Annotated in this window: 18 protein-coding genes; 12 read left to right on the top strand and 6 right to left on the bottom strand. The window is 68.2% G+C overall.

The features are described from left to right. The first annotated feature begins 23 nt into the window (after positions 1–23). Together L0977_RS08340 and L0977_RS08335 are read left to right on the top strand one after the other, a co-directional pair. The gene (locus L0977_RS08340; RefSeq protein ID WP_234264398.1) at positions 24–3,830 is read left to right on the top strand and encodes a PAS domain-containing sensor histidine kinase; all 3,807 of its coding nucleotides are present in this window, start codon (positions 24–26) and stop codon (positions 3,828–3,830) included. Between the two features lie 2 nt (positions 3,831–3,832). Next, entirely contained in the window at positions 3,833–4,318 is a 486-nt protein-coding gene (locus L0977_RS08335) for a response regulator (RefSeq protein WP_234264397.1), read from the top strand. A 24-nt stretch (positions 4,319–4,342) separates the two neighbouring features. On the opposite strand, the gene L0977_RS08330 is transcribed toward L0977_RS08335, so the two are convergent. Beyond that, positions 4,343–7,465, bottom strand: coding sequence for an L-glutamate gamma-semialdehyde dehydrogenase (locus tag L0977_RS08330; protein ID WP_234264396.1), 3,123 nt, complete (start codon positions 7,463–7,465; stop codon positions 4,343–4,345). 105 nt (positions 7,466–7,570) lie between these two features. On the opposite strand from L0977_RS08330, the gene L0977_RS08325 reads away from it, so the two are divergent. After that, positions 7,571–8,044 carry an Lrp/AsnC ligand binding domain-containing protein gene (locus tag L0977_RS08325; protein ID WP_234264395.1) on the top strand — a complete coding sequence of 158 codons (474 nt, stop codon included), beginning with the start codon at positions 7,571–7,573 and terminating at the stop codon, positions 8,042–8,044. Positions 8,045–8,125: 81 nt separating this feature from the next. Beyond that, a complete protein-coding gene (locus L0977_RS08320; RefSeq protein WP_234264394.1) occupies positions 8,126–8,674 on the top strand; it encodes a DUF3617 domain-containing protein in 549 nt (182 codons plus the stop codon). 23 nt (positions 8,675–8,697) lie between these two features. Here L0977_RS08320 and L0977_RS08315 read toward each other — a convergent pair whose 3' ends face one another. Continuing rightward, positions 8,698–9,408, bottom strand: coding sequence for a YggS family pyridoxal phosphate-dependent enzyme (locus L0977_RS08315; RefSeq protein ID WP_234264393.1), 711 nt, complete (start codon positions 9,406–9,408; stop codon positions 8,698–8,700). A 38-nt stretch (positions 9,409–9,446) separates the two neighbouring features. Between L0977_RS08315 and L0977_RS08310 the strand changes: the two genes are divergently transcribed. The 3 genes from L0977_RS08310 (at position 9,447) to L0977_RS08300 (ending at position 12,735) form a co-directional block, all read left to right on the top strand. Continuing rightward, the gene (locus L0977_RS08310) at positions 9,447–10,490 is read left to right on the top strand and encodes a type IV pilus twitching motility protein PilT (protein ID WP_234264392.1); all 1,044 of its coding nucleotides are present in this window, start codon (positions 9,447–9,449) and stop codon (positions 10,488–10,490) included. A gap of 86 nt (positions 10,491–10,576) precedes the next feature. Further along, entirely contained in the window at positions 10,577–11,713 is a 1,137-nt protein-coding gene (locus L0977_RS08305) for a PilT/PilU family type 4a pilus ATPase (RefSeq protein WP_234264391.1), read from the top strand. A 119-nt stretch (positions 11,714–11,832) separates the two neighbouring features. Continuing rightward, positions 11,833–12,735, top strand: coding sequence for an NAD(P)-dependent oxidoreductase (locus L0977_RS08300; RefSeq protein ID WP_234264390.1), 903 nt, complete (start codon positions 11,833–11,835; stop codon positions 12,733–12,735). 36 nt (positions 12,736–12,771) lie between these two features. Here L0977_RS08300 and L0977_RS08295 read toward each other — a convergent pair whose 3' ends face one another. From L0977_RS08295 to L0977_RS08285, 3 genes are read right to left on the bottom strand one after another with little or no spacing between them, the layout of a single operon-like run. After that, positions 12,772–13,413 (bottom strand): BON domain-containing protein, encoded by a 642-nt coding sequence (locus L0977_RS08295; RefSeq protein WP_234264389.1) that lies wholly within the window; start codon positions 13,411–13,413, stop codon positions 12,772–12,774. Continuing rightward, positions 13,410–14,030 carry an SIS domain-containing protein gene (locus L0977_RS08290; RefSeq protein WP_234264388.1) on the bottom strand — a complete coding sequence of 207 codons (621 nt, stop codon included), beginning with the start codon at positions 14,028–14,030 and terminating at the stop codon, positions 13,410–13,412. The genes L0977_RS08295 and L0977_RS08290 overlap by 4 nt, the downstream gene beginning before the upstream one ends. A gap of 28 nt (positions 14,031–14,058) precedes the next feature. Further along, positions 14,059–14,472: a YraN family protein gene (locus L0977_RS08285; RefSeq protein ID WP_234264387.1), complete on the bottom strand. Its 414-nt coding sequence runs from the start codon at positions 14,470–14,472 to the stop codon at positions 14,059–14,061. Between L0977_RS08285 and rsmI the strand changes: the two genes are divergently transcribed. Then, a complete protein-coding gene (rsmI, locus tag L0977_RS08280) occupies positions 14,472–15,389 on the top strand; it encodes a 16S rRNA (cytidine(1402)-2'-O)-methyltransferase (RefSeq protein WP_234264386.1) in 918 nt (305 codons plus the stop codon). The genes L0977_RS08285 and rsmI overlap by 1 nt on opposite strands. A gap of 12 nt (positions 15,390–15,401) precedes the next feature. On the opposite strand, the gene L0977_RS08275 is transcribed toward rsmI, so the two are convergent. Then, the gene (locus L0977_RS08275) at positions 15,402–15,722 is read right to left on the bottom strand and encodes a hypothetical protein (RefSeq protein ID WP_234264385.1); all 321 of its coding nucleotides are present in this window, start codon (positions 15,720–15,722) and stop codon (positions 15,402–15,404) included. A 139-nt stretch (positions 15,723–15,861) separates the two neighbouring features. Between L0977_RS08275 and L0977_RS08270 the strand changes: the two genes are divergently transcribed. Genes L0977_RS08270 through L0977_RS08255 form a run of 4 tightly spaced genes read left to right on the top strand, consistent with a single transcriptional unit; the run spans position 15,862 to position 20,938 of the window. Then, the gene (locus L0977_RS08270) at positions 15,862–16,506 is read left to right on the top strand and encodes a DUF502 domain-containing protein (protein WP_234264384.1); all 645 of its coding nucleotides are present in this window, start codon (positions 15,862–15,864) and stop codon (positions 16,504–16,506) included. Further along, a complete protein-coding gene (locus tag L0977_RS08265; protein WP_234264383.1) occupies positions 16,503–19,160 on the top strand; it encodes a bifunctional acetate--CoA ligase family protein/GNAT family N-acetyltransferase in 2,658 nt (885 codons plus the stop codon). The genes L0977_RS08270 and L0977_RS08265 overlap by 4 nt, the downstream gene beginning before the upstream one ends. A gap of 51 nt (positions 19,161–19,211) precedes the next feature. After that, positions 19,212–19,883, top strand: a complete 672-nt coding sequence (locus tag L0977_RS08260) for a protocatechuate 3,4-dioxygenase (protein WP_234264382.1) — start codon at positions 19,212–19,214, stop codon at positions 19,881–19,883. 47 nt (positions 19,884–19,930) lie between these two features. Then, entirely contained in the window at positions 19,931–20,938 is a 1,008-nt protein-coding gene (locus L0977_RS08255) for a metal-dependent hydrolase (RefSeq protein WP_234264381.1), read from the top strand. The last annotated feature ends 14 nt before the right edge of the window (positions 20,939–20,952 follow it).

The following is a 20,952-nucleotide window of genomic DNA, read 5'->3' as shown; positions in this document are numbered from 1 at the left end:
GACGCTGGGGTACAGTTGGCGCGATGAGCGCGCTGTACCCTCTCTACGGTGGCCCTGCCGCCAAGGCCGGAGACGTTCCTGCGTCCGCTCGGGAGGCTGCGCTCCTGCAGGAAATCGAAGCCCTGCGGCACGAAAACCAGTTGCTGCGCCAGCAGTACGCCCGCCAGCTCGCCCCCGAAACACCCGATGCCGACCTGCCGGTCGTGGGCCTGGGCGTCAAGCCGGCCTCGCAGGCACAGCTGGAGTACGAAGCCCTGTTTTCGGCCCTGGCCAGCGTCTTTCCCATCGGGGTTTTCCGCACCGACGCGGTCGGCATGCTCACGCACGTGGACGAATCCCTGTGCCGCATCTTCGCGCTGGAGGCCACCGATTTCCCCAATTTCGGCTGGTTCGCCCGCCTGCACCCCGACGACGTGGACCAGGTGCGGGCGCACTGGGCCAAGGGCATTGGCCAGGGCGAAAGCCTGAATGTGGAGTTCCGGATCCAGCGGCCGGACAACGACATCGGCCACGTGCTGGTGCGCAACGTACCGCAGCGCGACGCCCGGGGACAGCTGTTTGGCCACCTGGGCTTCGTGCAGGACGTTTCGCGGCTGCGCACGCTGGAGGCCGACGCCCAGATCAAGGACCAGCTCAACCGGCAGATCATCGCCAGCAGCCCCGACTGCACCAAGGTGCTGGATCTGGATGCGCGCTTGCTCCAGATGACCCAGCAGGGCTGCAAGCTGGTCGAGGTCGACGATTTTGAACAGGTCCGCGGATCCGACTGGACCACCTGGTGGCCCGACGATGGCCACGACGTCGCCCTGGATGCGGTGAAACGCGCCCGCCGCGGCGAACATGCGCGGTTCTTCGGCTTCGCGCCCACGTTCAAGGGGCGCGGCAAATGGTGGGACACGCTGATTTCCCCCATCCTCGATGCCAACGGTTCGCCGGTCATGCTGCTGGCCGTCTCGCGCGACGTGACCGAGCAGCACGAACGCCAGGACGAGGTGCGCCGCCTCAATGCCGAACTGGAACAACGCGTCAAGGAGCGGACCGAAGAGTTGGCCCTCGCCAACGAACGCCTGCAGACCACCCTGTCGGAAGCCCGCGCACTCTACGACCACGCACCCTGCGGCTACTACTCGCTGGACGTGCACGGCGTGGTTCAGATGATGAACCAGACCGCACTGAACTGGCTCGGGCGCACCCGGGAAGAGGTGGAGGGCAAACTCTGTGCGCACGATCTGGTGCAGCCGGAATACCTGGCACAGCAAGAGGCGCGGCGCGAACAGCTGATGCGCACGGGCCGGCTCGACCCCGAAGAAGTCAGCCTCAAACTGCCGGATGGACGCCCGTTCGTGGCCCTGGCTTCCAGCACCGCCGTTTACGATGAGAACGGCCAGTTCCTGCGCACCAACAGCACCTTGCTGGACATCACCGCCCGCAAGGCAGCCGAAGCGGCCCTGCACGCCCAGCGCAGCTTTCTGCAAGCGGTGACCAACACGGTGCCGGTCCAGCTCGCCTTTTTCGATCGCGAACTGAGCTGCCGCTTTGCCAACGCGGCGTACGCGCGCTGGACCGGCGGTTCACCCGACGATCTGGTGGGCATGCACCTGAGCCAGATCGCTCCGGCGCGCGACTACGAGCCCGCACGGGAACGCCTGGCAGCCGCCCTGCGGGGCGAATCGCAGCGTTTCGAAGGCGAACGCACTTTCCCCGACGGCCACCGCTTCTACGCCAGCGTCGAATACACCCCGTACCGCCAGGACGGCGAGGTCCAGGGGCTGATCATCCAGATGCTGGACATCACCGAGCGCAAAGCCTCGGAAGACAGCGTGCAGCGCATCAACCGGCAGTTGCACGAGGCGCTGTCCCTGTCGCAGGCGCTCTATGACCACGCCCCCTGCGGCTACCACTCGCTGGACCGGAACGGGGTCTTCGTCTCGATCAACGACACCGAACTGGGCTGGCTGGGCTACACCCGCGAAGAAGTCATCGGCCGGCTGTCCTTCCGTGACATCGTGCTTCCGGAGCGTGCGACCCTGCTGGCAGACCGCCTGCAGCGGCTGATTGCCGGTGTCCCGGTGGAAAACGTCGAATACGCGGTCCGCCGCAAAGACGGCAGCATCTTTCACGCGCTGCTGTCCTCGTCGGCCGTTCGCGACCTGCAAGGCGAATTCCTGCGCAGCAACACCACGGTGGTCGACATCTCCGCACGCAAGGCCGCCGAGGCGGCGCTGCGTGACCAGCAGCGCTTCATGCAGACGATCACCGACCACGTCCCGGGGTTGATCGCCTACCTGGACGCATCCCTGCGCTTCCGTTTTGCCAACCTTGAGCACCACCGATTGCTGGGCCTGGATCCCGAAAAGATCACCGGCCTGCACATCAGCCAGTGCGTGTCGCCCACCGTCTGGCAGGAGGTCGAACCCCGGCTGAAAGCGGCGCTGCGGGGCGAGCCCCAGCATTTCGAGACCTGGCGCACCACGGTCGACGGCGCGCCGATGTTCATCCGTGCGTCCTACCTGCCCGACCTGCACAAGGACGCCGTGCAAGGGGTGTTCATCCAGCTGATCGACATCACCGCCCGCAAACAGGTCGAAGAGCGCGTCAAACACCTGAACATCGAACTCGAGACCCGCATCCGCGAGCGCTCGGCCGAGTTGCTGGAGAGCGAACAACGCTTCCGGCTGATGGTGGACAACCTGCGCGAGTACTGCATCTTTTTCCTCGATGCCCAGGGCCGCATCACCGACTGGACCGACAGCGCCCAGCGCATGGAAGGCTATTCCCCGACCGAAGTCGTCGGCCGCCACTATTCGGTGCTGTTTCGCGGCACCATCCCCGAGGCGTCCCACGCCAAGGCCGAACAGATGCTGCGCCTGGCGGCTTCGCGCGGACAGCACGAGCTCCAGAGCTGGCACGAGCGCAAGGACGGCACCCGCTACTTTTCGCACTCCCTGCTGATCGCCTTGCGGGACGACAGTGGCGAGTTGCAGGGCTTCGCCCGGATCAACCGCGACATGACGGACGCCAAGCGCCTGGACGACCTCATGCGCAACATCAACGACGAGCTGGAAAACCGCGTGGCCGAACGCACCGAGCAACTGCTGGCGGCCAACAAGGAGCTCGAATCGTTCTCCTACTCGGTCTCCCACGACCTGCGCTCGCCCCTGCGCCACATCTCCAGCTTCGTCAGCCTGCTGGAAGAGCATCTGCACGGGCGCACCGACGAGGCCACCCGCAAGTACCTGAACACCATCGCCAACTCGGCGCGCCACATGAGCCAGCTGATCGATGGTCTGCTGGCGTTCTCCCGGCTCGGCCGTGCGGCGGTGAACATGACCTCGGTCGACTTTGCCTTGCTGGTGGACGCCGTGGTGGCGCAGCTCGCCCACGACACGGAGGGTCGCACCATCGAATGGGTGATCGCCCCCGACCTGCCGGTCGTGCAGGGCGACGGCCTGCTGCTGCGCGAAGTCTGGGCCAATCTGTTGGGCAATGCCTACAAATACACCCGTCCCCGCGCCTGCGCCCGCATCGAAATCGGCTGGAGCGTTGATCCAGCCGTCGGCTACACCTTTTATGTCCGTGACAACGGCGTGGGCTTTGATACAAAATACTCACAGAAACTGTTTGGCGTGTTCCAGCGTCTGCATCGCGCGTCGGAATTCGAGGGAACGGGCATCGGATTGGCCCTGACCCGTCGCATCATCGAGCGTCACGGTGGCAGCATCTGGGCGGAGAGTCGTCTCGGGGAAGGCAGCGTGTTCCACTTTTCGTTGCCCTTCGAGAGCGCCCCTTCTTCGGACAGCGCACCAGACTCATTCCTTGCCTCCCTGTGACCATGAACCATCACGCAGAAGCCATCCTGCTCGTCGAAGACAACCCCGACGACGCCGAACTGACCAAGCTGGCCTTGGCGCGCTATGGTCTGGACCACCGGGTCACGCACGTGTCCGATGGCATGCAGGCGCTGGACTACCTGCACCGGCGCGACCACTTCAGCGGACGGCCCGTGGGCGACCCGATCCTGGTGCTGCTGGACCTGAAGATGCCGCTGCTTGATGGCATCGGCGTGCTCAAGGAAATCAAGGGTTCGGACACGCTGCACAACATTCCGGTGGTCGTGCTCACATCCTCCACCGAGCCCAGCGACCTGCAGCGCGCCTATGACGCCGGCACCAACGCCTACATCGCCAAGCCGACCGAATTCGCGCAGTTTCTCAACGCAATGAAACACGTCTGCGAGTTCTGGGTGAACGTCAACCAGACCGCCCCGCCCTCAGGGGGCACCGGGGTGCGCAACACCGGCTACGGCGATCTGGTCTGATAGCGCGCCCCGCGCGCAACCGGCTCAGCCTGCGGCCAGCAGCGTCACATTGCCCCCCGCCGCGGTGGTGTTGATGGTCAGCGTCTGTTCGGCGCAAAAGCGCAACAGATAATTGGGCCCGCCGGCCTTGGGTCCGGTGCCGCTGAGGCCTTCGCCGCCGAAGGGCTGAACGCCCACCACGGCGCCGATCATGTTGCGGTTGACATAAACGTTGCCCACCCGCGCCGCCGCGGCCAGCGCCTGCGCGCGGCTGTCGATGCGGGTCTGGATGCCCAGCGTCAGGCCATAGCCCAGCGCGTTGATCTGGCGGATCACGTCCATCGGCTCACCGCGCCAGCGCACCACCTGCAGCACCGGGCCGAAGATTTCAGCGGTCACGTCGGCAATGGCGTTCACTTCAAACATCTGGGGCGCAACCAAATTGGGCAGCACAGGCACCGCATCGGTACTGGGCAGCAGCGCCTGGGCGCTTCCGTGGAGACGGAGCAGGTGGCGCTGGATGTTGTCGAAGGCCTCGGCATCGATCACCGGCCCAAGGTCGGTCGCCAACTGCGACGGATCGCCGGCCACGAGTTCCTTCGCCGCGCCCTGGATCATCTCGATCACGCCGTCGGCGATCGCCTCGTGCACGCACAGCAGGCGCAGCGCCGAGCAGCGTTGCCCGGCACTGCGGAAGGCGCTCTGCACCACCGCGTCGGCCACCTGCTCGGGCAGGGCCGTGCTGTCGACCAGCATGGCGTTGATGCCGCCGGTTTCGGCGATCAGCGGCACGATAGGGCCGTCTTTCGCGGCAAGCGCGCGCTGGATGAGCTTGGCCACCTGGGTGGAGCCGGTGAACACCACGCCGGCCACGCCGGGCGCGGCCACCAGCGCGGCGCCCACCGTCTCGCCCGGGCCATGCAACAGCTGCAGCGCGTCTGGCGGGATGCCGGCGGCGTGCAGCAGTTTGACGGCTTCGAGCGCCACCGCCGGCGTCTGCTCGGCCGGCTTGGCCAGCACGGTGTTGCCCGTGGCCAGCGCGGCCGCGACCTGCCCCATGAAGATGGCCAGCGGGAAGTTCCAGGGGCTGATGCAGACCCAGGCGCCGCGGCCTTCGAGGCGCAGCGTATTGCTCTCGCCCGTGGGGCCTGGCAAGGTCTGTGGCGCCATCACACGCTCGGCCTCGTTGGCGTAGTAGCGCAGAAAGTCCACCGCCTCGCGCACCTCGGACACGGCGTCGCCCCAGGTCTTGTGCGCCTCCTTCACCAGCAGGGCGCCAAAGCGCGGCAGCGCGGCGTCCAGCGTGTCGGCGGCGAAGCGCAGCATGGCCGCACGCTGCGCCACCGGCGTGTGGTTCCAGGCCGCGAAGGCGCTGATGGCACGCGCCACCGCGTCGGCTGCCTGATCGGCCTGGGCCTCAGGCACCACAGGCACGGTGCAGGCCGCGTGCGCCGCCAGCAGTTCGTCGCGCTGGACGACCACGGCCAGGTCGCGGCCACTGCTGTTGGCCCGCGCCGCACCGTACAGCTCCGGCGGCAGCGGCAGTGAACCGTCCGGCTCCAGCCGCAGCGGCGAGATCAGCAGTTCGTCCATGCCCACCGACTCGTCGGCCAACTGGTGCACGAAAGACGAGTTGGCGCCGTTCTCCAGCAGGCGCCGCACCAGGTAGGCCAGCAGGTCGCGGTGCGCACCCACCGGGGCGTAGACGCGACAGCTCACCAGCGGGTTCTTGAGGACCTCGCGGTAGATGCCTTCGCCCATGCCGTGCAGGCGCTGCAGTTCGAACGGCACCCCTTTGCGCGAGGCCATTTGCAGGATGGCCGCGATGGTGCCGGCGTTGTGGGTGGCGAACTGCGGAAAAATCGCGTCGGGAGCCCCCAGCAGTGCCTGGGCGCACGCCAGGTAGCTCACATCGGTGTGGTGCTTGTGGGTGAACACCGGATAGGCCGGCAAACCCTGTTCCTGCGCGCGCTTGATCTCGGCGTCCCAATAGGCTCCCTTGACCAGCCGGCACATGAAGCGGATCCGGTATTGCCGGGCCAGCGAAGCCACGTGATCAATCAGCTCCACCGCACGCGTCTGGTAAGCCTGCATCGCCAGGCCCAGGCCAGGCCACTGCGGGCAGTATTGGGCCACACGCGCCGCCAGCGCCTCGAACACCTCCAGCGACAGTTCGAGCCGGTCGACCTCTTCGGCGTCGATGGTCAGGTTGAGGTTGGCCGCAGCCGCAGCCTGGCACAAGGACCACACGCGCGGCACCAATTCGGCCATCACGCGACCGTGTTGCGCGTCTTCATAGCGGGGGTGCAAGGCGCTGAGCTTGATCGAGATGCCGTCGTTCTGCGACGGATGGCGTGCGGGATCGGCCCCCTTCGCGATCGCCGCGATGGCGTCCGCGTAACTGGCCTGGTAGCGCAGCGCGTCGGCCGCGGTGCGCGCGCCTTCTCCCAGCATGTCGTAGCTGAACCAGAGCCCCCCTGCGCCACCGGTGCGTGGGTCGCTGCTCCCCGCAAACGACTGTTCCGCCTTGGCACGGCCCGGCAGCACCCGCAGGTTTGCCTGATTCTTGCGCGCAGCCGCGGCCTCCTTCATGCCCTCGGCGATGGTCTGGCCCAGCACGAACTGCCGGCCCAGCAACTGCACGGCCCGCAGCGTGGCCGCCACCACGGTACGCGCGCCCAGCTTGGCCATCAGGCCGGGTTCGTGGCCGGACTCGGGCAGGAAGTGTTTGGACAAGGCGATGGCGCTGGACGAGAGCCGCGCCAGCGCCGAGACCTGCCCCCCTCCCCTGGTTTCGCCAGGCTGCCCAAGAAGGCCCGCGCCAACAGGGGCCGGCCCGGCGGTGGCGTGCGCCGCACCGTCGAAATCCGCCCGGCCCAGTTGATCTGCGGTCAGCGCGATGGCGGTTTCGACATCGGGTACCCGCAGCAGCGCCTCGGCCAGGCGCATCAGCGCCAGCCCTTCGGCGCTGGAGATCGGGTACTCCTTGAGCAGGCTTTCCATGGCCCAGAAAGGCGGCGGGTTCTCGCGCACCGCCCGCACCCAGGGCGCGGCCGCCTGGGCCGCCGCCGCCCAGTCCAGCGCCCCCTGCAAGGCAGCCAGGCGCTGGGCCACGGTCTCGGCTTCGGGCCGGTAGGGAAAAGGCAGTCGGTCGATGCGGCGAGGCATGGGGGTTCTCCGGAGCGGGATGGAACAGCGAATACCGACAGTCTGATGACCCCATCAATGAATTTTTCGCTGTTTTTTTAGTTGGGACAGGATAATTCACCACCCATGATTGACCACACCCCAGAAATTGACCGCATCGACCTGCGCATCCTGAAAGTTCTCCAGGCTGACGGGCGGATCTCGAACCTCAAGCTGGCCGAGGCCGTGGCGCTGTCGCCCACCGCCGTGCTGGCACGCACCCAACGCCTGCAGCGCGACGGCTACATCCTGGGTTACGAGGCGCGGCTGAACCCGCTCCAGCTCGGACGCGGCATGCTGGTCTTCGTCGAGGTGTTGCTCGACCGCACCACCCCCAACGTGTTCAACGAATTCAAAGCGGCGGTTCAGGTCCGCGACGAAATCATGGAGTGCCACATGGTGGCCGGCGGCTTCGACTACCTGCTCAAGACCCGCATGGCCGACATGGCCGCCTACCGCGACTTCGCCGGCCGGGTGCTGTGGGAACTGCCGGGTGTGCGCGAGACGCGCACCTATGCGGTGATGGAAGAGGTGAAGAACAGCAGCCGGCTGCCGCTCTGAGCCCCCCAACCGGGGGGTAGGCACGCACCGGAGGGCAAGACACAATGCGGTCTTTCCTTTCGCCGATTCATGGAGAACCCGATGCGCCTTTCCCTGCTCCGCCGGAGCCTGCCCGTGCTGGCCTTGCTGTCCGCCACCGCCATGGCCCAGACCACCAAACCCGGTCTGTGGGAAATCCAGTCCAAGGTCGGCGGCAACCCCGAAGTGGACCAGGCCATGGCCCAGATGCGCCAGCAACTGGCCAGCCTGCCCCCGGCGCAACGCAAGCAGATGGAAGACATGATGGCCTCGCAGGGGCTGAAGATCGGGCAAGGGGCCGGCGGCGCCATGGCCATGCAGATCTGCATCACACCCGAAATGGCCGCACGCAACGATCTGCCCACGCAGGCCGAAGGCGACTGCACCACCAAGATCCACTCCCGCACCGGCAACACGGTCAAGCTCAGCTTCGCCTGCAAGGACCCGCAGTCATCGGGCGAAGGCACCTACACCTTCCGTGGCGATACCGGCTACGACATGAAGATGCAGGTCAAGACCGCGCAAGCCGGCAAGACCATGAACACCACCGTGGAAGGCACGGGCCGCTGGCTCAACGCCCAGTGCGGCAACATCAAGCCGGTGGTGCGCTGAGCTGAAGGCCGATGCCCGCCGGCTCAGCCGGTGGTCTTGCGCGCGCGGAAGCCGAACACTCCGCGCCCCACTCGCACCAGGGTGGACCCGGCCGCAATCGCTGCGGGCAGGTCCTCGCTCATGCCCATGGACAGCGTGTCCAGCCCGTAGCCCCGCTCGTTGAGCCGATCGAACAGCGCCCGTGCGCGCTGGAACACGGCCATCTGCGCGTCCCGGGTCTCGGCCGGTTCGGGAATGCACATCAGCCCGCGCAGGCGCAACCGGGGCAGCGGTGCCACGACCTCGGCCAGCGCCTCCAGCGCGTCAGGCGCCACGCCGGCCTTGTTCGCCCCCCCGTCGACATTGACCTGCAGGCAGACCTGCAAGGGCGGTGCCTCCGGTGGGCGCTGCTCACTCAGGCGCTGGGCGATCTTGAGCCGGTCCACCGACTGAACCCAGTCGAAATGCGTGGCCACGAGGCGGGTCTTGTTGCTCTGGATGGGGCCGATGCAGTGCCACTGCAGCAGCGCCTGCGGGCACTGCTCGCGCACGGCCAGCATTTTTTCCACCCCTTCTTGGATGTAGTTCTCGCCAAAGGCGTCCTGCCCGGCACGCCAGGCCTGCACCACGGCATCGGGTCCGAAGGTTTTGGAGACCGCCAGGAGTCGGACGCTGTCCACAGTCCGGCCAACCTGTTCACAGGCTGTGGCGATCGCACCGCGAACTTGCTGGAGATTGCCCTCAATCGTCGTCATAATCGGTTGTCGCACCAACACGCCATACGGGAATCGGGATGGATATCACCCAACTGCTTGCCTTTGCTGCCAAGAACAAGGCTTCCGATCTGCACCTTTCCGCTGGCTTGCCGCCCATGATACGGGTGCACGGCGACGTGCGACGCATCAACGTCGAGCCGCTGGACCACAAGCAGGTCCACGCCATGGTGTACGACATCATGAACGACAGCCAGCGCAAGCACTACGAAGAATTCCTGGAGGTGGATTTCTCGTTCGAAATCGAAGGGCTTTCGCGCTTTCGCGTCAATGCGTTCAACCAGAACCGGGGCGCTGGCGCTGTGTTCCGGACCATTCCCAGCAAGGTGCTGACGCTGGAGCAGCTCAACACACCCAAGATCTTTGCCGATCTGGCCTTGCGCCCGCGCGGCCTGGTGCTGGTGACCGGGCCCACCGGCTCGGGCAAGTCCACCACCCTGGCGGCCATGGTCAACCACCTCAACGAGTCCGAATACGGCCACATCCTGACCATCGAGGATCCGGTCGAATTCGTGCACGAATCCAAGAAGTGCCTGGTCAACCAGCGCGAGGTCGGTCCGCACACCCTGAGTTTTGCCAACGCCCTGCGCTCGGCCCTGCGGGAAGACCCGGATGCGGTCCTCGTCGGCGAATTGCGCGACCTGGAAACCATCCGCCTGGCCATGACGGCGGCCGAAACGGGCCACCTGGTGTTCGCCACGCTGCACACCAGCAGCGCGGCCAAGACCATCGACCGGATCATCGACGTGTTCCCCGCCGAAGAAAAGGACATGGTCCGCGCCATGTTGTCGGAATCGCTGGTGGCGGTGGTCGCGCAGACGCTGTGCAAGCTCAAGGATGGCAGCGGGCGCGTGGCCGCGCACGAAATCATGATCGGCACCAGCGCCATCCGCAACCTGATCCGCGAGAACAAGGTGGCCCAGATGTACTCGGCCATCCAGACCGGCAACTCGATGGGCATGCAGACGCTCGACCAGAACCTGGCCGATCTGGTGCGCCGCAACGTCATCAGCCCGGCCGAAGCCCGCGGCAAGGCCAAGATTCCCGAAAATTTCCCGGGTTGATCGTGCCCAGCCCCTGCCACTCGCCCGCCACCTGAGTCCCCGCAGCAGTCCTCCGTTTCCGCTTCAGTCCGCGCAAAGGCCCTCTCATGGAACGCGATCAGGCATCCAAGTTCATCAACGACCTGCTCAAGCTGATGCTCAGCCGCAGCGGCAGCGATCTGTTCATCACGGCCGAGTTTCCGCCCGCCATCAAAGTGGATGGCAAGGTCATCAAGGTCTCGCCGCAGCCCCTGAATGCCACCCACACCCTGGCGCTGGCGCGTTCGATCATGAACGACAAACAGGCGGCCGAGTTCGAACGCACCAACGAGTGCAACTTCGCGATTTCGCCGCCCGGCATCGGGCGCTTCCGGGTCAGCGCCTTCGTGCAGCAGGGCAAGATCGGCATGGTGCTGCGGACCATTCCGGCGGTGCTGCCGACCATCGACGTGCTGGGCCTGCCCCAGGTGCTCAAGGAAGTGGCCACTGGCAAGCGCGGGCTGTGCATCCTCGTGGGCGCCACCGGCTCGGGCAAGTCCACCTCGCTGGCCGCCATGGTCGACTGGCGCAACGAAAACACCCAGGACCACATCATCACGATCGAAGACCCGATCGAGTTCGTGCACCCGCACAAGAACTGCGTGGTCACGCAGCGCGAGGTGGGACTGGACACGGACAACTGGCAGATCGCGCTCAAGAACACGCTGCGGCAGGCACCCGACGTGATTCTGATGGGCGAAATCCGTGATCGCGACACCATGGAGTACGCGATCCAGTTCTCCGAAACCGGGCACCTGTGCCTGGCCACGCTGCACGCCAACAGCGCCAACCAGGCCCTGGACCGGATCATCAACTTCTTCCCTGAAGAGCGCCGCCCCCAGCTGCTGATGGACCTGTCGCTGAACCTGCGCGCCCTGATCTCGCAGCGGCTGGTGCCGCGCCAGGACGGCAAGGGCCGCTACGCAGCGGTCGAGATCATGCTCAACTCCCCATTGATCACGGATCTGATCTTCAAGGGCGATGTCGCCGAGATCAAGGAGATCATGAAGAAGAGCACCAACATCGGCATGCAGACCTTCGATCAGGCGCTGTACGAAGCCTTCGAGGCCAACATCATCACGCTCGAAGACGCTCTGCGCAACGCCGACTCGCTCAACGACCTGCGGCTGCAAATCAAGCTCTACAGCCAGCGCGCCCGCACGCTGGACCTGGCCGCCGGCACCGAGCACCTCACGATTGTCTGAGCCCTCTCGCGCCGCGCTTGCGGCGCGTCACCCCCTCAAGGGGCCCATGCCTGCGGCCCGGCAAAGCCGGCTCCGCAGCGTTTCTTGGTGAACTTCCCTTCTTGTTCGCAGACCCATCCATGAGCAGCATCGCCGCCAAAACCTACGAATCCACAGCGCCGAAGAAAGTCGCTTTTCTCGGGCTGGGTGTCATGGGCTTCCCCATGGCCGGGCACCTGGCACGGGCCGGGCATGCGGTGACGGTCTACAACCGCTCGCCGGCCAAGGCCCAAGCCTGGGTGGCCGAGTTCGGCGGTTCTGCCAAAGGCACCCCGCGCGAGGCGTCCATGGGCGCCGACATCGTGTTCTGCTGCGTCGGCAACGACGACGACCTGCGCGCGGTCACGCTGGGCGCGGACGGCGCCTTCGCTGGCTTGCAACCCGGCGGCATCTTCGTGGACCACACGACCGCCTCGGCAGACGTGGCGCGCGAACTGCACGGTGCGGCCAAACACCTGGGGCTGGCCTTCGTGGACGCCCCGGTTTCGGGCGGCCAAGCCGGCGCGCAGAACGGCGCGCTGACCGTGATGTGTGGCGGCGATACCGCCGCCTTCGACGCGGCCCGCCCGGTGGCGATGGCTTTCTCCCGCGCCTTCACCCTCATGGGCGGCAGCGGTGCCGGGCAACTGACCAAGATGGTCAACCAGATCTGCATCGCCGGCCTGGTCCAGGGCCTCTCGGAGGCCATTGCATTCGGCCAGAAGGCAGGCCTGGACGTGAACCTCGTGCTGGACGTGATCGGCAAGGGGGCGGCCCAGAGCTGGCAGCTAGACAACCGCGGCAAGACCATGGTCGCCGACCAGTTCGACTTCGGCTTCGCCGTGGATTGGATGCGCAAGGACCTCGGTCTGGTGCTCGACGAGGCCAAACGCAACGGCGCCCGTCTGCCCGTGACCGCACTGGTCGACCAGTTCTATGCCGACGTGCAGGCCATGGGCGGTCACCGGCTGGACACGTCCAGCCTGATCAAGCGCCTGCGCTGATGCGTTGCGGGCCGGTGGACCCGGCCCACGCACGCATCAGTTGCTGGTACTGGGGGACGACGACTGGATGCGCGCCAGCTCTTCGTCGCTGATGATTTCCAGCACCCGCACCACGCGCTGCGCCCCCTGGGTGGTGCGCGCGACCTCGGTGGCCTGATCGGCTTCGCGGGCCGTCACACGGCCCATCAGGTACACCGTGCCCCGCTCGCTGACCACCTTGAAGGCCGAGGCCGACAGGCCCTTGGTGTCGACCAGCCCGGCCTTGACCCGGCCCGTGAGCACGGTATCGGCCACCTGCTCCTTGAGCGAAGGGCTGTTGGTGATGCCCAGTTCGTTGAAGACACCGGCCACGTTGTCCACCCCTTTGACGACCTGCTCGGCCAGCGCCTTGTCGCGCTCGTTGGCCACCTCTCCCGTGAGCAGGGCGCGCCGGTTGTAGCTGGTCACATTGATGCGGGCCCGCGACCCCATCTGGTCGCGGATGCGGCTGGCAGCACGCAGTTCGATGGCCTGGTCGTCCAGTTGCGCCCCGGAAGAACGCCGGTCCACGGCCACCATCGCGCCCGTCGCCACGGCGCCGCCCACCACCAGCGGGGCACACGCCGAGAGCGCGGCCGACAGCGCCGCGACGCCCAGCAGGCCCAGGGTCCATCGGCTCGGGGAGAAAGAGGTTTTCATGAGGCAAGCTCCTGTTCGGTGGTCAAGGAATCGGGCACCCCCAGCAATTGCGCGTCCACGCCATCGCACAGGCAGTGCAGCACCAGGTGGTGCACTTCGAGAATCCGGGACGGCTGCTCGTGGGGCACGCACACGTGCACGTCGGTGTCGCGCAGCGTCTGCACGAGGCCGCCGCCGCGGGCCCCGGTCAGCGCCACCACGGTCATGTCGCGCTCGTGCGCGGCTTCCACGGCCGCCAGCACATTGGCCGAATTGCCGCTGGTGGACAGCACCAGCAACACGTCGCCGGACTGGCCCAGCGCGCGCACCTGGCGCGCGAACACTGAGCGGCCATCGAAATCGGTGCTGATGCCGGTGATCAGGGCCGCGTCCGAAGCCAGCGACAAGGCGGCCAGCTCGGGGCGCTCGCGCTCATGGCGCCCGACAAAACTGACCGCAAAATGCTGCGCGGCGGCGGCCGAGGCCCCGTTGCCGCAGGCGAGCACCTTGCCGCCGCCGGTCACGCAGGCCAGCAGGGCGCCGGTGGCCGCTTCCACGGCCGGTGAAAGGGTTTGCGCACACTGGTACTTCAGGTCCGCGCTGTCGATGAACTGTTGCTGGATGCGTTGCAAAAGCATGGCATGGATGATAGCGAGCGTCGGTGTATCAAAAGCTTGCAGAAGCATCAAAGGCTGCGCGCAGCCATTCGATCGAAGGCGCCTGACCTTCGGCCGCAGGCCCGTCGAGCAGGATCACATCGAAACGGCATGGCGGTTCAGACCCCTGGCGGTGCAAAAAGTGCCGCGCCGCAAACACGATGCGCCGTTGCTTGAGCGCCGTGATGCTGCCGCCCGCACCGCCCCGGCTGGCACCTGAGCGCTGGCGCACCTCCACAAACACCAGCGTGCCGTCGGGCTCGCGCATAATCAGATCGACCTCACCCCCGCCCCGGCCGGGCGAGCGGAAGTTGCGCTGCACCAGCCGCAGACCCTGCCGCTGCAGGTGCGCCAGAGCGACCTCTTCGGCCGCGTCGCCCCGTTGCTTGGTCGTGGTGGCCGCCGTTTTCCGGAAATTCCACATTGCCCCCTACCTCCCCTTCCCTGCTGGCCGCTGCCCGTGAGCTGGCCGGATCGCAGCATTATCCGCAGGGCGCGCTGTACATGGTGGCGACCCCCATCGGCAACCTCGCCGATATCGGCCTGCGGGCCTTGCACGTGCTGGACCTGGCCGACACGGTCGCCTGCGAGGACACCCGGCACACCGCCGCGCTGCTGCAGGCCTACGGCCTGCACAAACCGCTGCTGGCCCTGCACGAACACAACGAAGCCCAGGCGGCACAGACCGTGGTGCAGCGCCTGCAAGCGGGGGAAAGGGTGGCCTATGTGAGCGACGCCGGCACGCCAGGCGTGAGTGATCCGGGGGCACGCCTGTGTGCCGTCGTGGCGGCTACCGGCCTGCGCTGCGTGCCGCTGCCCGGGGCCAGCAGCGTCACCGCCTTGCTGAGCGTGGCCGGGCTGGGAGGCGGTGACAGCCGGTTCGTCTTCGCTGGCTTCCTGCCCCCGAAATCGACCGAGCGGCGCCAGGCCGTTCAGGCGCTGGCCGCCGACCCCCGCACCACGGTGCTGCTGGAAGCGCCGCACCGCATCGTGGCCCTGGCGGCCGATCTGGCGGTGCTGGGAGAACGCACCGTCACCGTGGGTCGGGAACTGACCAAACAGTTCGAGCAGGTCGCGCAGATGCCGGCTTCGGCGCTGCCGGCGTGGTTCGACGCTGACCCGAACCGGCAGCGCGGCGAGTTCGCCCTGATCCTCCACCCGGCGCCGCCCCGCGCGGACGAAGACGCCCTGGATGCGGCCACGCTGAAGACGCTGGACCGGCTGCTGGCCGAACTGCCGGTCAAGACGGCCGTGAAGGTGTGCGCCGACATCACCGGCGCGCCGCGCAACCGGCTCTACGACCTGGCGTTGCAGCGCCGGGCGGCGCCGACGGCGGACTGAGGAACGGCTGGCTCAGGGCAGGCGCTGCAGCGGCCGATCGGGGCGCGCGCCACCGTCCTGCACTTCGGTGGCCTCCACGTCGAGCACGTCGCCCGACGCGGCCGCCCCCTGCCAGACGCCCTGCGCATAGCGCCGCGACTGCTCGCGCATGCGGGTGAACATCACCACCGGCGCCGGCTTGCGCCCCGTGATCAGCGACCACAGCGACATCCCCAGCACCACCACGACGGCGGCCAGCAGAAAGCTCAGCACAAAAACGCCCGCAGCCAGCACCAGAGCCAGGCGGACCAGACCGCGCAACACGCGGCCGAGGAAGTCGGAAACTGTGTTCATGCCATGTGGGAGCCTGGGCGCGGGCCCGGCGTTCCCGAAGAATGCAGGAAAGCACAACTGGGGGTGGCTGGGCGGAATGCAAGACCGGGTCTCGGCTTGCCTCGATTTCGCCGCCAGCGGCTGCTATGCTGATTGCACCATGACACCCCCGCCTTCGTCCACCCCGGCCGATCCCCCGGCACACCGCCTGTCGCAGTATTTCCTGCGCGGCCTCATCACCCTGCTGCCGCTGGCGATCACGGTGTACGTGCTCTACCTGCTCGTTTCGTGGGCCGAGCACACCGCCATGCAGTTGCTGCGCCCGTTCACGGGCGAGTTCTACCTGCCGGGCCTGGGCATTGCCCTGGGCGCGCTGCTGATCCTGGCGCTGGGATTCCTGGTCTCGCAGCCCATCACCGGGCGCCTGCTGTCCCTGATCGAGCTGCCCTTCACCAACCTGCCGCTGGTCAAGAGCATCTATTCCTCGCTCAAGAACTTCGCCGACTATTTCGCGCCGCACGAACAGGACGCCCAGCAGGTGGTGGTGCTCAACGTGCCCGGCGGCGAGATGGGCATCATCGGGTTGGTGACCCGGCAAAGCATGAAGGGCCTGCCCGGGCAGCTGGGCGAGCGCGACCAGGTTGCCGTCTACCTGCCGATGGGCTACATGATCGGCGGCTACACGGTGTTCGTGCCGCGCAGCTGGACCACGCCCGTGGACATGTCGGTGGAAGAAGCCATGCGGCTGGCCCTGATCGCCTTCATGTCGTCCAAAAAGGGGGAACCCGGAAAGACCGACTCATGAGCATCCGCCACCTTGACGCCCTGTTTTCCCCGGCCTCGGTGGCCGTGTTCGGCGCCTCCGAGCGCGCCGCCAGCGTGGGCGCCACGGTCTGGCGCAACCTTGCCCAGGGCGGTTTTGCCGGCCGGCTCTACCCGGTCAACCCCAAATACAGCCACCTGGGCCAGCACAAGGCCTACAAAAATACCGATGCGCTGCCCGAAGCGCCGGATCTGGCCGTCATCTGCACGCCGCCGGACACGGTGGCGCCGCTGATCCGCCAGCTTGGCGCACGCGGCACGCGGGCTGCCATCGTCGTCACCGCCGGCCTCGACAAGGCCGCCAAGCAGGCCATGCTCGACGCCGCGCGCCGGCACACGCTGCGCATCCTCGGGCCCAACTGCATCGGCATGCTGGTGCCACACCTGGGGCTGAACGCCAGCTTCGCCCACATCGGCGCCCAGCCGGGCGAGCTGGCCTTTGTCTCGCAGTCAGGCGCCCTGGTCACGGCCATGCTGGACTGGGCGGCCGCGCGCGGCATCGGGTTTTCGCACTTCGTCTCGCTCGGCGAGCGGGCCGACGTCGACTTCGGCGACCTGCTCGACTTCCTCGGCAGCGACCCGAAGACCCGCGCCATCCTGCTCTACATCGAGAGCATCGACGAAAGCCCCAAATTCATGTCGGCCGCGCGCGCGGCGGCGCGCAACAAGCCGGTGATCGTGGTCAAGGCCGGGCGCTCGGCCGCCGGGCAGGCCGCTGCGGCCTCGCACACCGGCGCCCTCGCCGGCTCCGACGCGGTGTTCGACGCCGCCATCGCGCGCGCCGGCATGCTGCGCGTGCTCACGCTGCACGACCTGTTCCTGGCCGCCGAAACGCTGGCGCGCTTCCGCGACGGCCCGTCGGAGCGACTGATCGTGCTGACCAACGGGGGCGGCGCGGGCGTGATGGCCGCCGACGAAGCGGCCGCGCTGAACGTGCCGCTGGCCCCGCTGGACGACGCCATGCTGCGGCGCCTGGACGCGGTGCTGCCCGGCAACTGGTCGCGCGCCAACCCGGTGGACATCATCGGCGACGCGCCCGCCCCGCGCTACGTGGCGGCGATGGAAGCGCTCGCGCAAGACACCGCCAGCGCCGTGCTGTTCATCCACGCCCCCACCGCCATCGTGCCCAGCACACAGATCGCCGAGGCCCTGCTGCCCCAGGTGGCCAAGGCGCCGCACCGCATGCTGGGCTGCTGGCTGGGCGACCGCGCCGTGGCCGAGGCGCGGCGCCGGTTCCGCGACGCCGGCGTGCCCGACTTCAACACGCCCGAAGAGGCCGTGCGCGCCTTCTCCTTTTTGCGCACCTTCCGGCTGCACCAGGCCGAACTGCTGGAAACCCCGCCCGCCCGCGACGCGGCGCTGGCCCCCGACCTGCCGACCATCCGCGCCATCGTCGACGCCGTGCTGGCCGACGGCCGCGAGATCCTCACCGAGCCGGAGGCCAAATCCCTGCTGGCTGCGGCCGGCCTGCCCGTGGTGCCCACGCGCGTGGTCGGCCCCAGTGCCACCGAGGCGGTGGCGGTCGCCGATGCGCTGGGCTACCCGGTGGTGATCAAGATCCTCTCGCACGCCATCAGCCACAAGTCCGACGTGGGCGGCGTGCGGCTGAACATCGGCAACGCCGACGAGCTGCGCGAGGTCTGCACCAGCATGCTGGCGCGCGCGCGCCAGTTGCGCCCCGACGCCGACGTGCAGGGCTTCACCGTGCAGCCCATGGTGCGCAAGAAACACGCGCACGAACTCATCGTGGGCGCCAGTGTCGACCGCGTGTTCGGCCCGGTGATCCTGTTCGGCGCCGGCGGCACCGCCGTCGAGGTGCTGGCCGACCGCGCGCTCGCCCTACCGCCCCTGAACACGCCGCTGGCCCGGGCGCAAATCGCCCGCACGCGCATCCACAGACTGCTGCAGGGCTACCGCGACGAACCCGCTGCCGACCTAGACGGCATCGCGCGCGTGCTGGTCGCGGTGTCGCAGCTGCTGGCCGAGGTGCCCGAAATCGCCGAGCTCGACATCAACCCGCTGCTGGCCAACCACGAAGGCGCGGTGGCGCTGGACGCGCGGGTGCGGGTGTCGGCCCAGCGCCCCGCGGGCGCGGCGAACTTCGCCATCCGGCCCTACCCGGTGGAACTGGTCGAGACCCTTGACTGGCGCGGCGGGCCGCTCACGCTGCGGCCGATCCGCCCGGAGGACGAGGCCCAGCACCTGGCCTTCCTGGAGCGGCTCGACCCGGAAGACATCCGCCTGCGCGTCTTCCACAGCCGGCGCAGCATCGAACACAGCGAACTGGCGCGGCTGACGCAGATCGACTACGCGCGCGAGATGGCTTTCATCGCCACCCGGCCGCTGCCGGCAGGCGGCGAGGAAACCCTGGGTGCGGTGCGTGCCCACGTGGACCCGGACAACGACGTCGCCGAATTCGGGGTGATCGTGCGTTCGGACCTCAAGGGCAGCGGCCTGGGCCGCCGGCTCATGGGCAAGCTGCTCGACCACCTGCGCCAGCGCGGCACGCGGCGCGTCGAAGGCACCGTGCTGCAGGAAAACAGCGCCATGCTGGAACTCGCCCGCTCGCTCGGTTTCCAAACAGATGCCTGCGAGCGCGACGACCGCAGCGTCTGCCGCATCGCGCTGGACCTCTGAACGTCGGCCATCCGGCCGCCCGGAGCGCAGGCCCGACCTGAAAGGCCTGCCATGATGCCCCTGCGCCCCCCGCTCCCGGGTTCTGCCCCGGCCACACCCGCCCGGCGGCGCGTGCTGGCGGGCGCCGCCGGCCTGTGCGCCGGCCTCGCCGCCCCCGCTTGGCTGACACCGGCGCTGGCCCGCACCCCCAACGCACTGAACCCCACCCCGAGCCAGACCGAAGGCCCGTTCTACCCGGTGAGCCTGCCGGCAGACACCGACTTCGACCTGCTGCGCAACGGCACGGCCCCCGAAGCGCCCGGGCAGGTCACCTGGCTGACGGGCACGGTGACCGACACCCGGGGCCGGCCCCTGAGCGGTGGCGTGGTGGAAATCTGGCAGTGCGACCACCAGGGCCACTACCACCACCCTGGCGACGGCAACCGGGCCGATCCGGCCTTCCAGGGCTTCGGCCGCGTGACCCTGGGTCGCGACGGGCGCTACCGCTTCCGCACGCTGCGCCCCGTGCCCTACACCGGCCGCACGCCGCACATCCACGCCAAGGTGCGGCTGGACCGCCAGGAGTTGCTGACCACCCAGCTCTACGTGCAGGGCGACCCCGGCAATGCGCGTGACGTTCTCTGGCGCCGGCTGGGCCCGGAAGGCCAGGCGGCGCTGACCCGGCCGTTCACGCCGGGCCCCGACGGGCTGCAGGCCGACTTCCCGCTGGTGGTCCGCCCCTGAAGCCCCCACGCCAGCGCGGCCAGGGGGCCCGCCCTTAAGCTCGGGCCATGGATTCCCTGACCCAGATCGCGCTCGGCTCGGCCGTCACCGTGGCCGTCATGGGGCGGCGCACAGCCACCTGGAAGGCCGCGCTGTGGGGCGCCGTGGCCGGCACCCTGCCCGACCTGGACGCCCTGATCGACCACGGCGACGCCGTGCTCAACATGGTGCTGCACCGGGCCGAAAGCCACGCCCTGCTCTACCTGAGCGTGGGCGCGCCGCTGCTGGCCCTGCTGGTCAGCCGCATCCACCGCGAAACCGTGCTGTTCCCGCGCTGGTGGCTCGCGCTGTGGCTGGCCCTGATCACCCACCCGCTGCTGGACACGCTGACCATCTACGGCACCCAGTTGCTGCTGCCGTTCACCCACCACCCTTACGCGGTCGGCAGCCTGTTCATCATCGATCCGCTCTACACGGTGCCGCTGCTGGTTGGGGTGATCGTGGCCCTGGTGGCCCGCCACCCCGCCACCGGCCGGCGCTGGAACCTCGCCGGGCTGGCGCTGTCGACCCTCTACATCGGCTGGAGCCTGTGGGCGCAGCACGCGGTCACCCAGGCGGCGCAGACCTCGCTGCGGCAGCAGGGCGTGGCGGCCGAGCGCTTGCTGGTCACCCCCACGCCTTTCAACACCGTGCTCTGGCGGGTGGTGGCCGTCACGCCCACGCACTACCACGAGGGCTACCGTTCGCTGCTCGACGCAACCCCCACGATGCGCTGGACCGCGCACGAGCGCGGCGCCGACCTGATGGCCAAACACGCGGCGGTGGCGCCCGTGGCGCGCCTGGCCGCGTTCACCCAGGGCCTGTACCGGCTGCAGGTCACCCCGGCCGGGCAGTTGCGCATCACCGACCTGCGCATGGGCCAGGAGCCCGACTACGTGTTCAATTTCGACCTCGGACCGGCCCGGGCGCCGGGCAGCAGCCCCAGCGTGCAGGTGAGCCAGCGGCCCGACCTGGGCAGCGCCCTGCCCTGGTTGTGGCAGCGCCTGCGGGGCAACGACCTGCCGGCACCGCGGTAACGGGCCGGCGGCGC

The sequence above is a fragment of the Hydrogenophaga sp. NFH-34 genome (genome assembly GCF_021401345.1).
Classification (GTDB): domain Bacteria; phylum Pseudomonadota; class Gammaproteobacteria; order Burkholderiales; family Burkholderiaceae_C; genus Hydrogenophaga; species Hydrogenophaga electricum.
Note: the sequence above shows the minus strand (reverse complement) of the source record. Positions and strands in the feature narration are given on the sequence as shown.

What these genes read in the sequence shown, in the direction of transcription:
- L0977_RS08255 (WP_234264381.1), top strand. Translation starts at nt 19,931, where the DNA reads ATGGATTCCCTGACCCAGATCGCGCTCGGCTCGGCCGTCACCGTGGCC.
- L0977_RS08275 (WP_234264385.1), bottom strand. Translation starts at nt 15,722, where the DNA reads ATGAACACAGTTTCCGACTTCCTCGGCCGCGTGTTGCGCGGTCTGGTC.
- L0977_RS08330 (WP_234264396.1), bottom strand. Translation starts at nt 7,465, where the DNA reads ATGCCTCGCCGCATCGACCGACTGCCTTTTCCCTACCGGCCCGAAGCC.
- L0977_RS08290 (WP_234264388.1), bottom strand. Translation starts at nt 14,030, where the DNA reads ATGCTTTTGCAACGCATCCAGCAACAGTTCATCGACAGCGCGGACCTG.
- L0977_RS08340 (WP_234264398.1), top strand. Translation starts at nt 24, where the DNA reads ATGAGCGCGCTGTACCCTCTCTACGGTGGCCCTGCCGCCAAGGCCGGA.
- L0977_RS08305 (WP_234264391.1), top strand. Translation starts at nt 10,577, where the DNA reads ATGGAACGCGATCAGGCATCCAAGTTCATCAACGACCTGCTCAAGCTG.
- L0977_RS08325 (WP_234264395.1), top strand. Translation starts at nt 7,571, where the DNA reads ATGATTGACCACACCCCAGAAATTGACCGCATCGACCTGCGCATCCTG.
- L0977_RS08270 (WP_234264384.1), top strand. Translation starts at nt 15,862, where the DNA reads ATGACACCCCCGCCTTCGTCCACCCCGGCCGATCCCCCGGCACACCGC.
- L0977_RS08265 (WP_234264383.1), top strand. Translation starts at nt 16,503, where the DNA reads ATGAGCATCCGCCACCTTGACGCCCTGTTTTCCCCGGCCTCGGTGGCC.
- L0977_RS08320 (WP_234264394.1), top strand. Translation starts at nt 8,126, where the DNA reads ATGCGCCTTTCCCTGCTCCGCCGGAGCCTGCCCGTGCTGGCCTTGCTG.
- L0977_RS08310 (WP_234264392.1), top strand. Translation starts at nt 9,447, where the DNA reads ATGGATATCACCCAACTGCTTGCCTTTGCTGCCAAGAACAAGGCTTCC.
- L0977_RS08285 (WP_234264387.1), bottom strand. Translation starts at nt 14,472, where the DNA reads ATGTGGAATTTCCGGAAAACGGCGGCCACCACGACCAAGCAACGGGGC.
- L0977_RS08295 (WP_234264389.1), bottom strand. Translation starts at nt 13,413, where the DNA reads ATGAAAACCTCTTTCTCCCCGAGCCGATGGACCCTGGGCCTGCTGGGC.
- L0977_RS08260 (WP_234264382.1), top strand. Translation starts at nt 19,212, where the DNA reads ATGATGCCCCTGCGCCCCCCGCTCCCGGGTTCTGCCCCGGCCACACCC.
- L0977_RS08335 (WP_234264397.1), top strand. Translation starts at nt 3,833, where the DNA reads ATGAACCATCACGCAGAAGCCATCCTGCTCGTCGAAGACAACCCCGAC.
- L0977_RS08315 (WP_234264393.1), bottom strand. Translation starts at nt 9,408, where the DNA reads ATGACGACGATTGAGGGCAATCTCCAGCAAGTTCGCGGTGCGATCGCC.
- L0977_RS08300 (WP_234264390.1), top strand. Translation starts at nt 11,833, where the DNA reads ATGAGCAGCATCGCCGCCAAAACCTACGAATCCACAGCGCCGAAGAAA.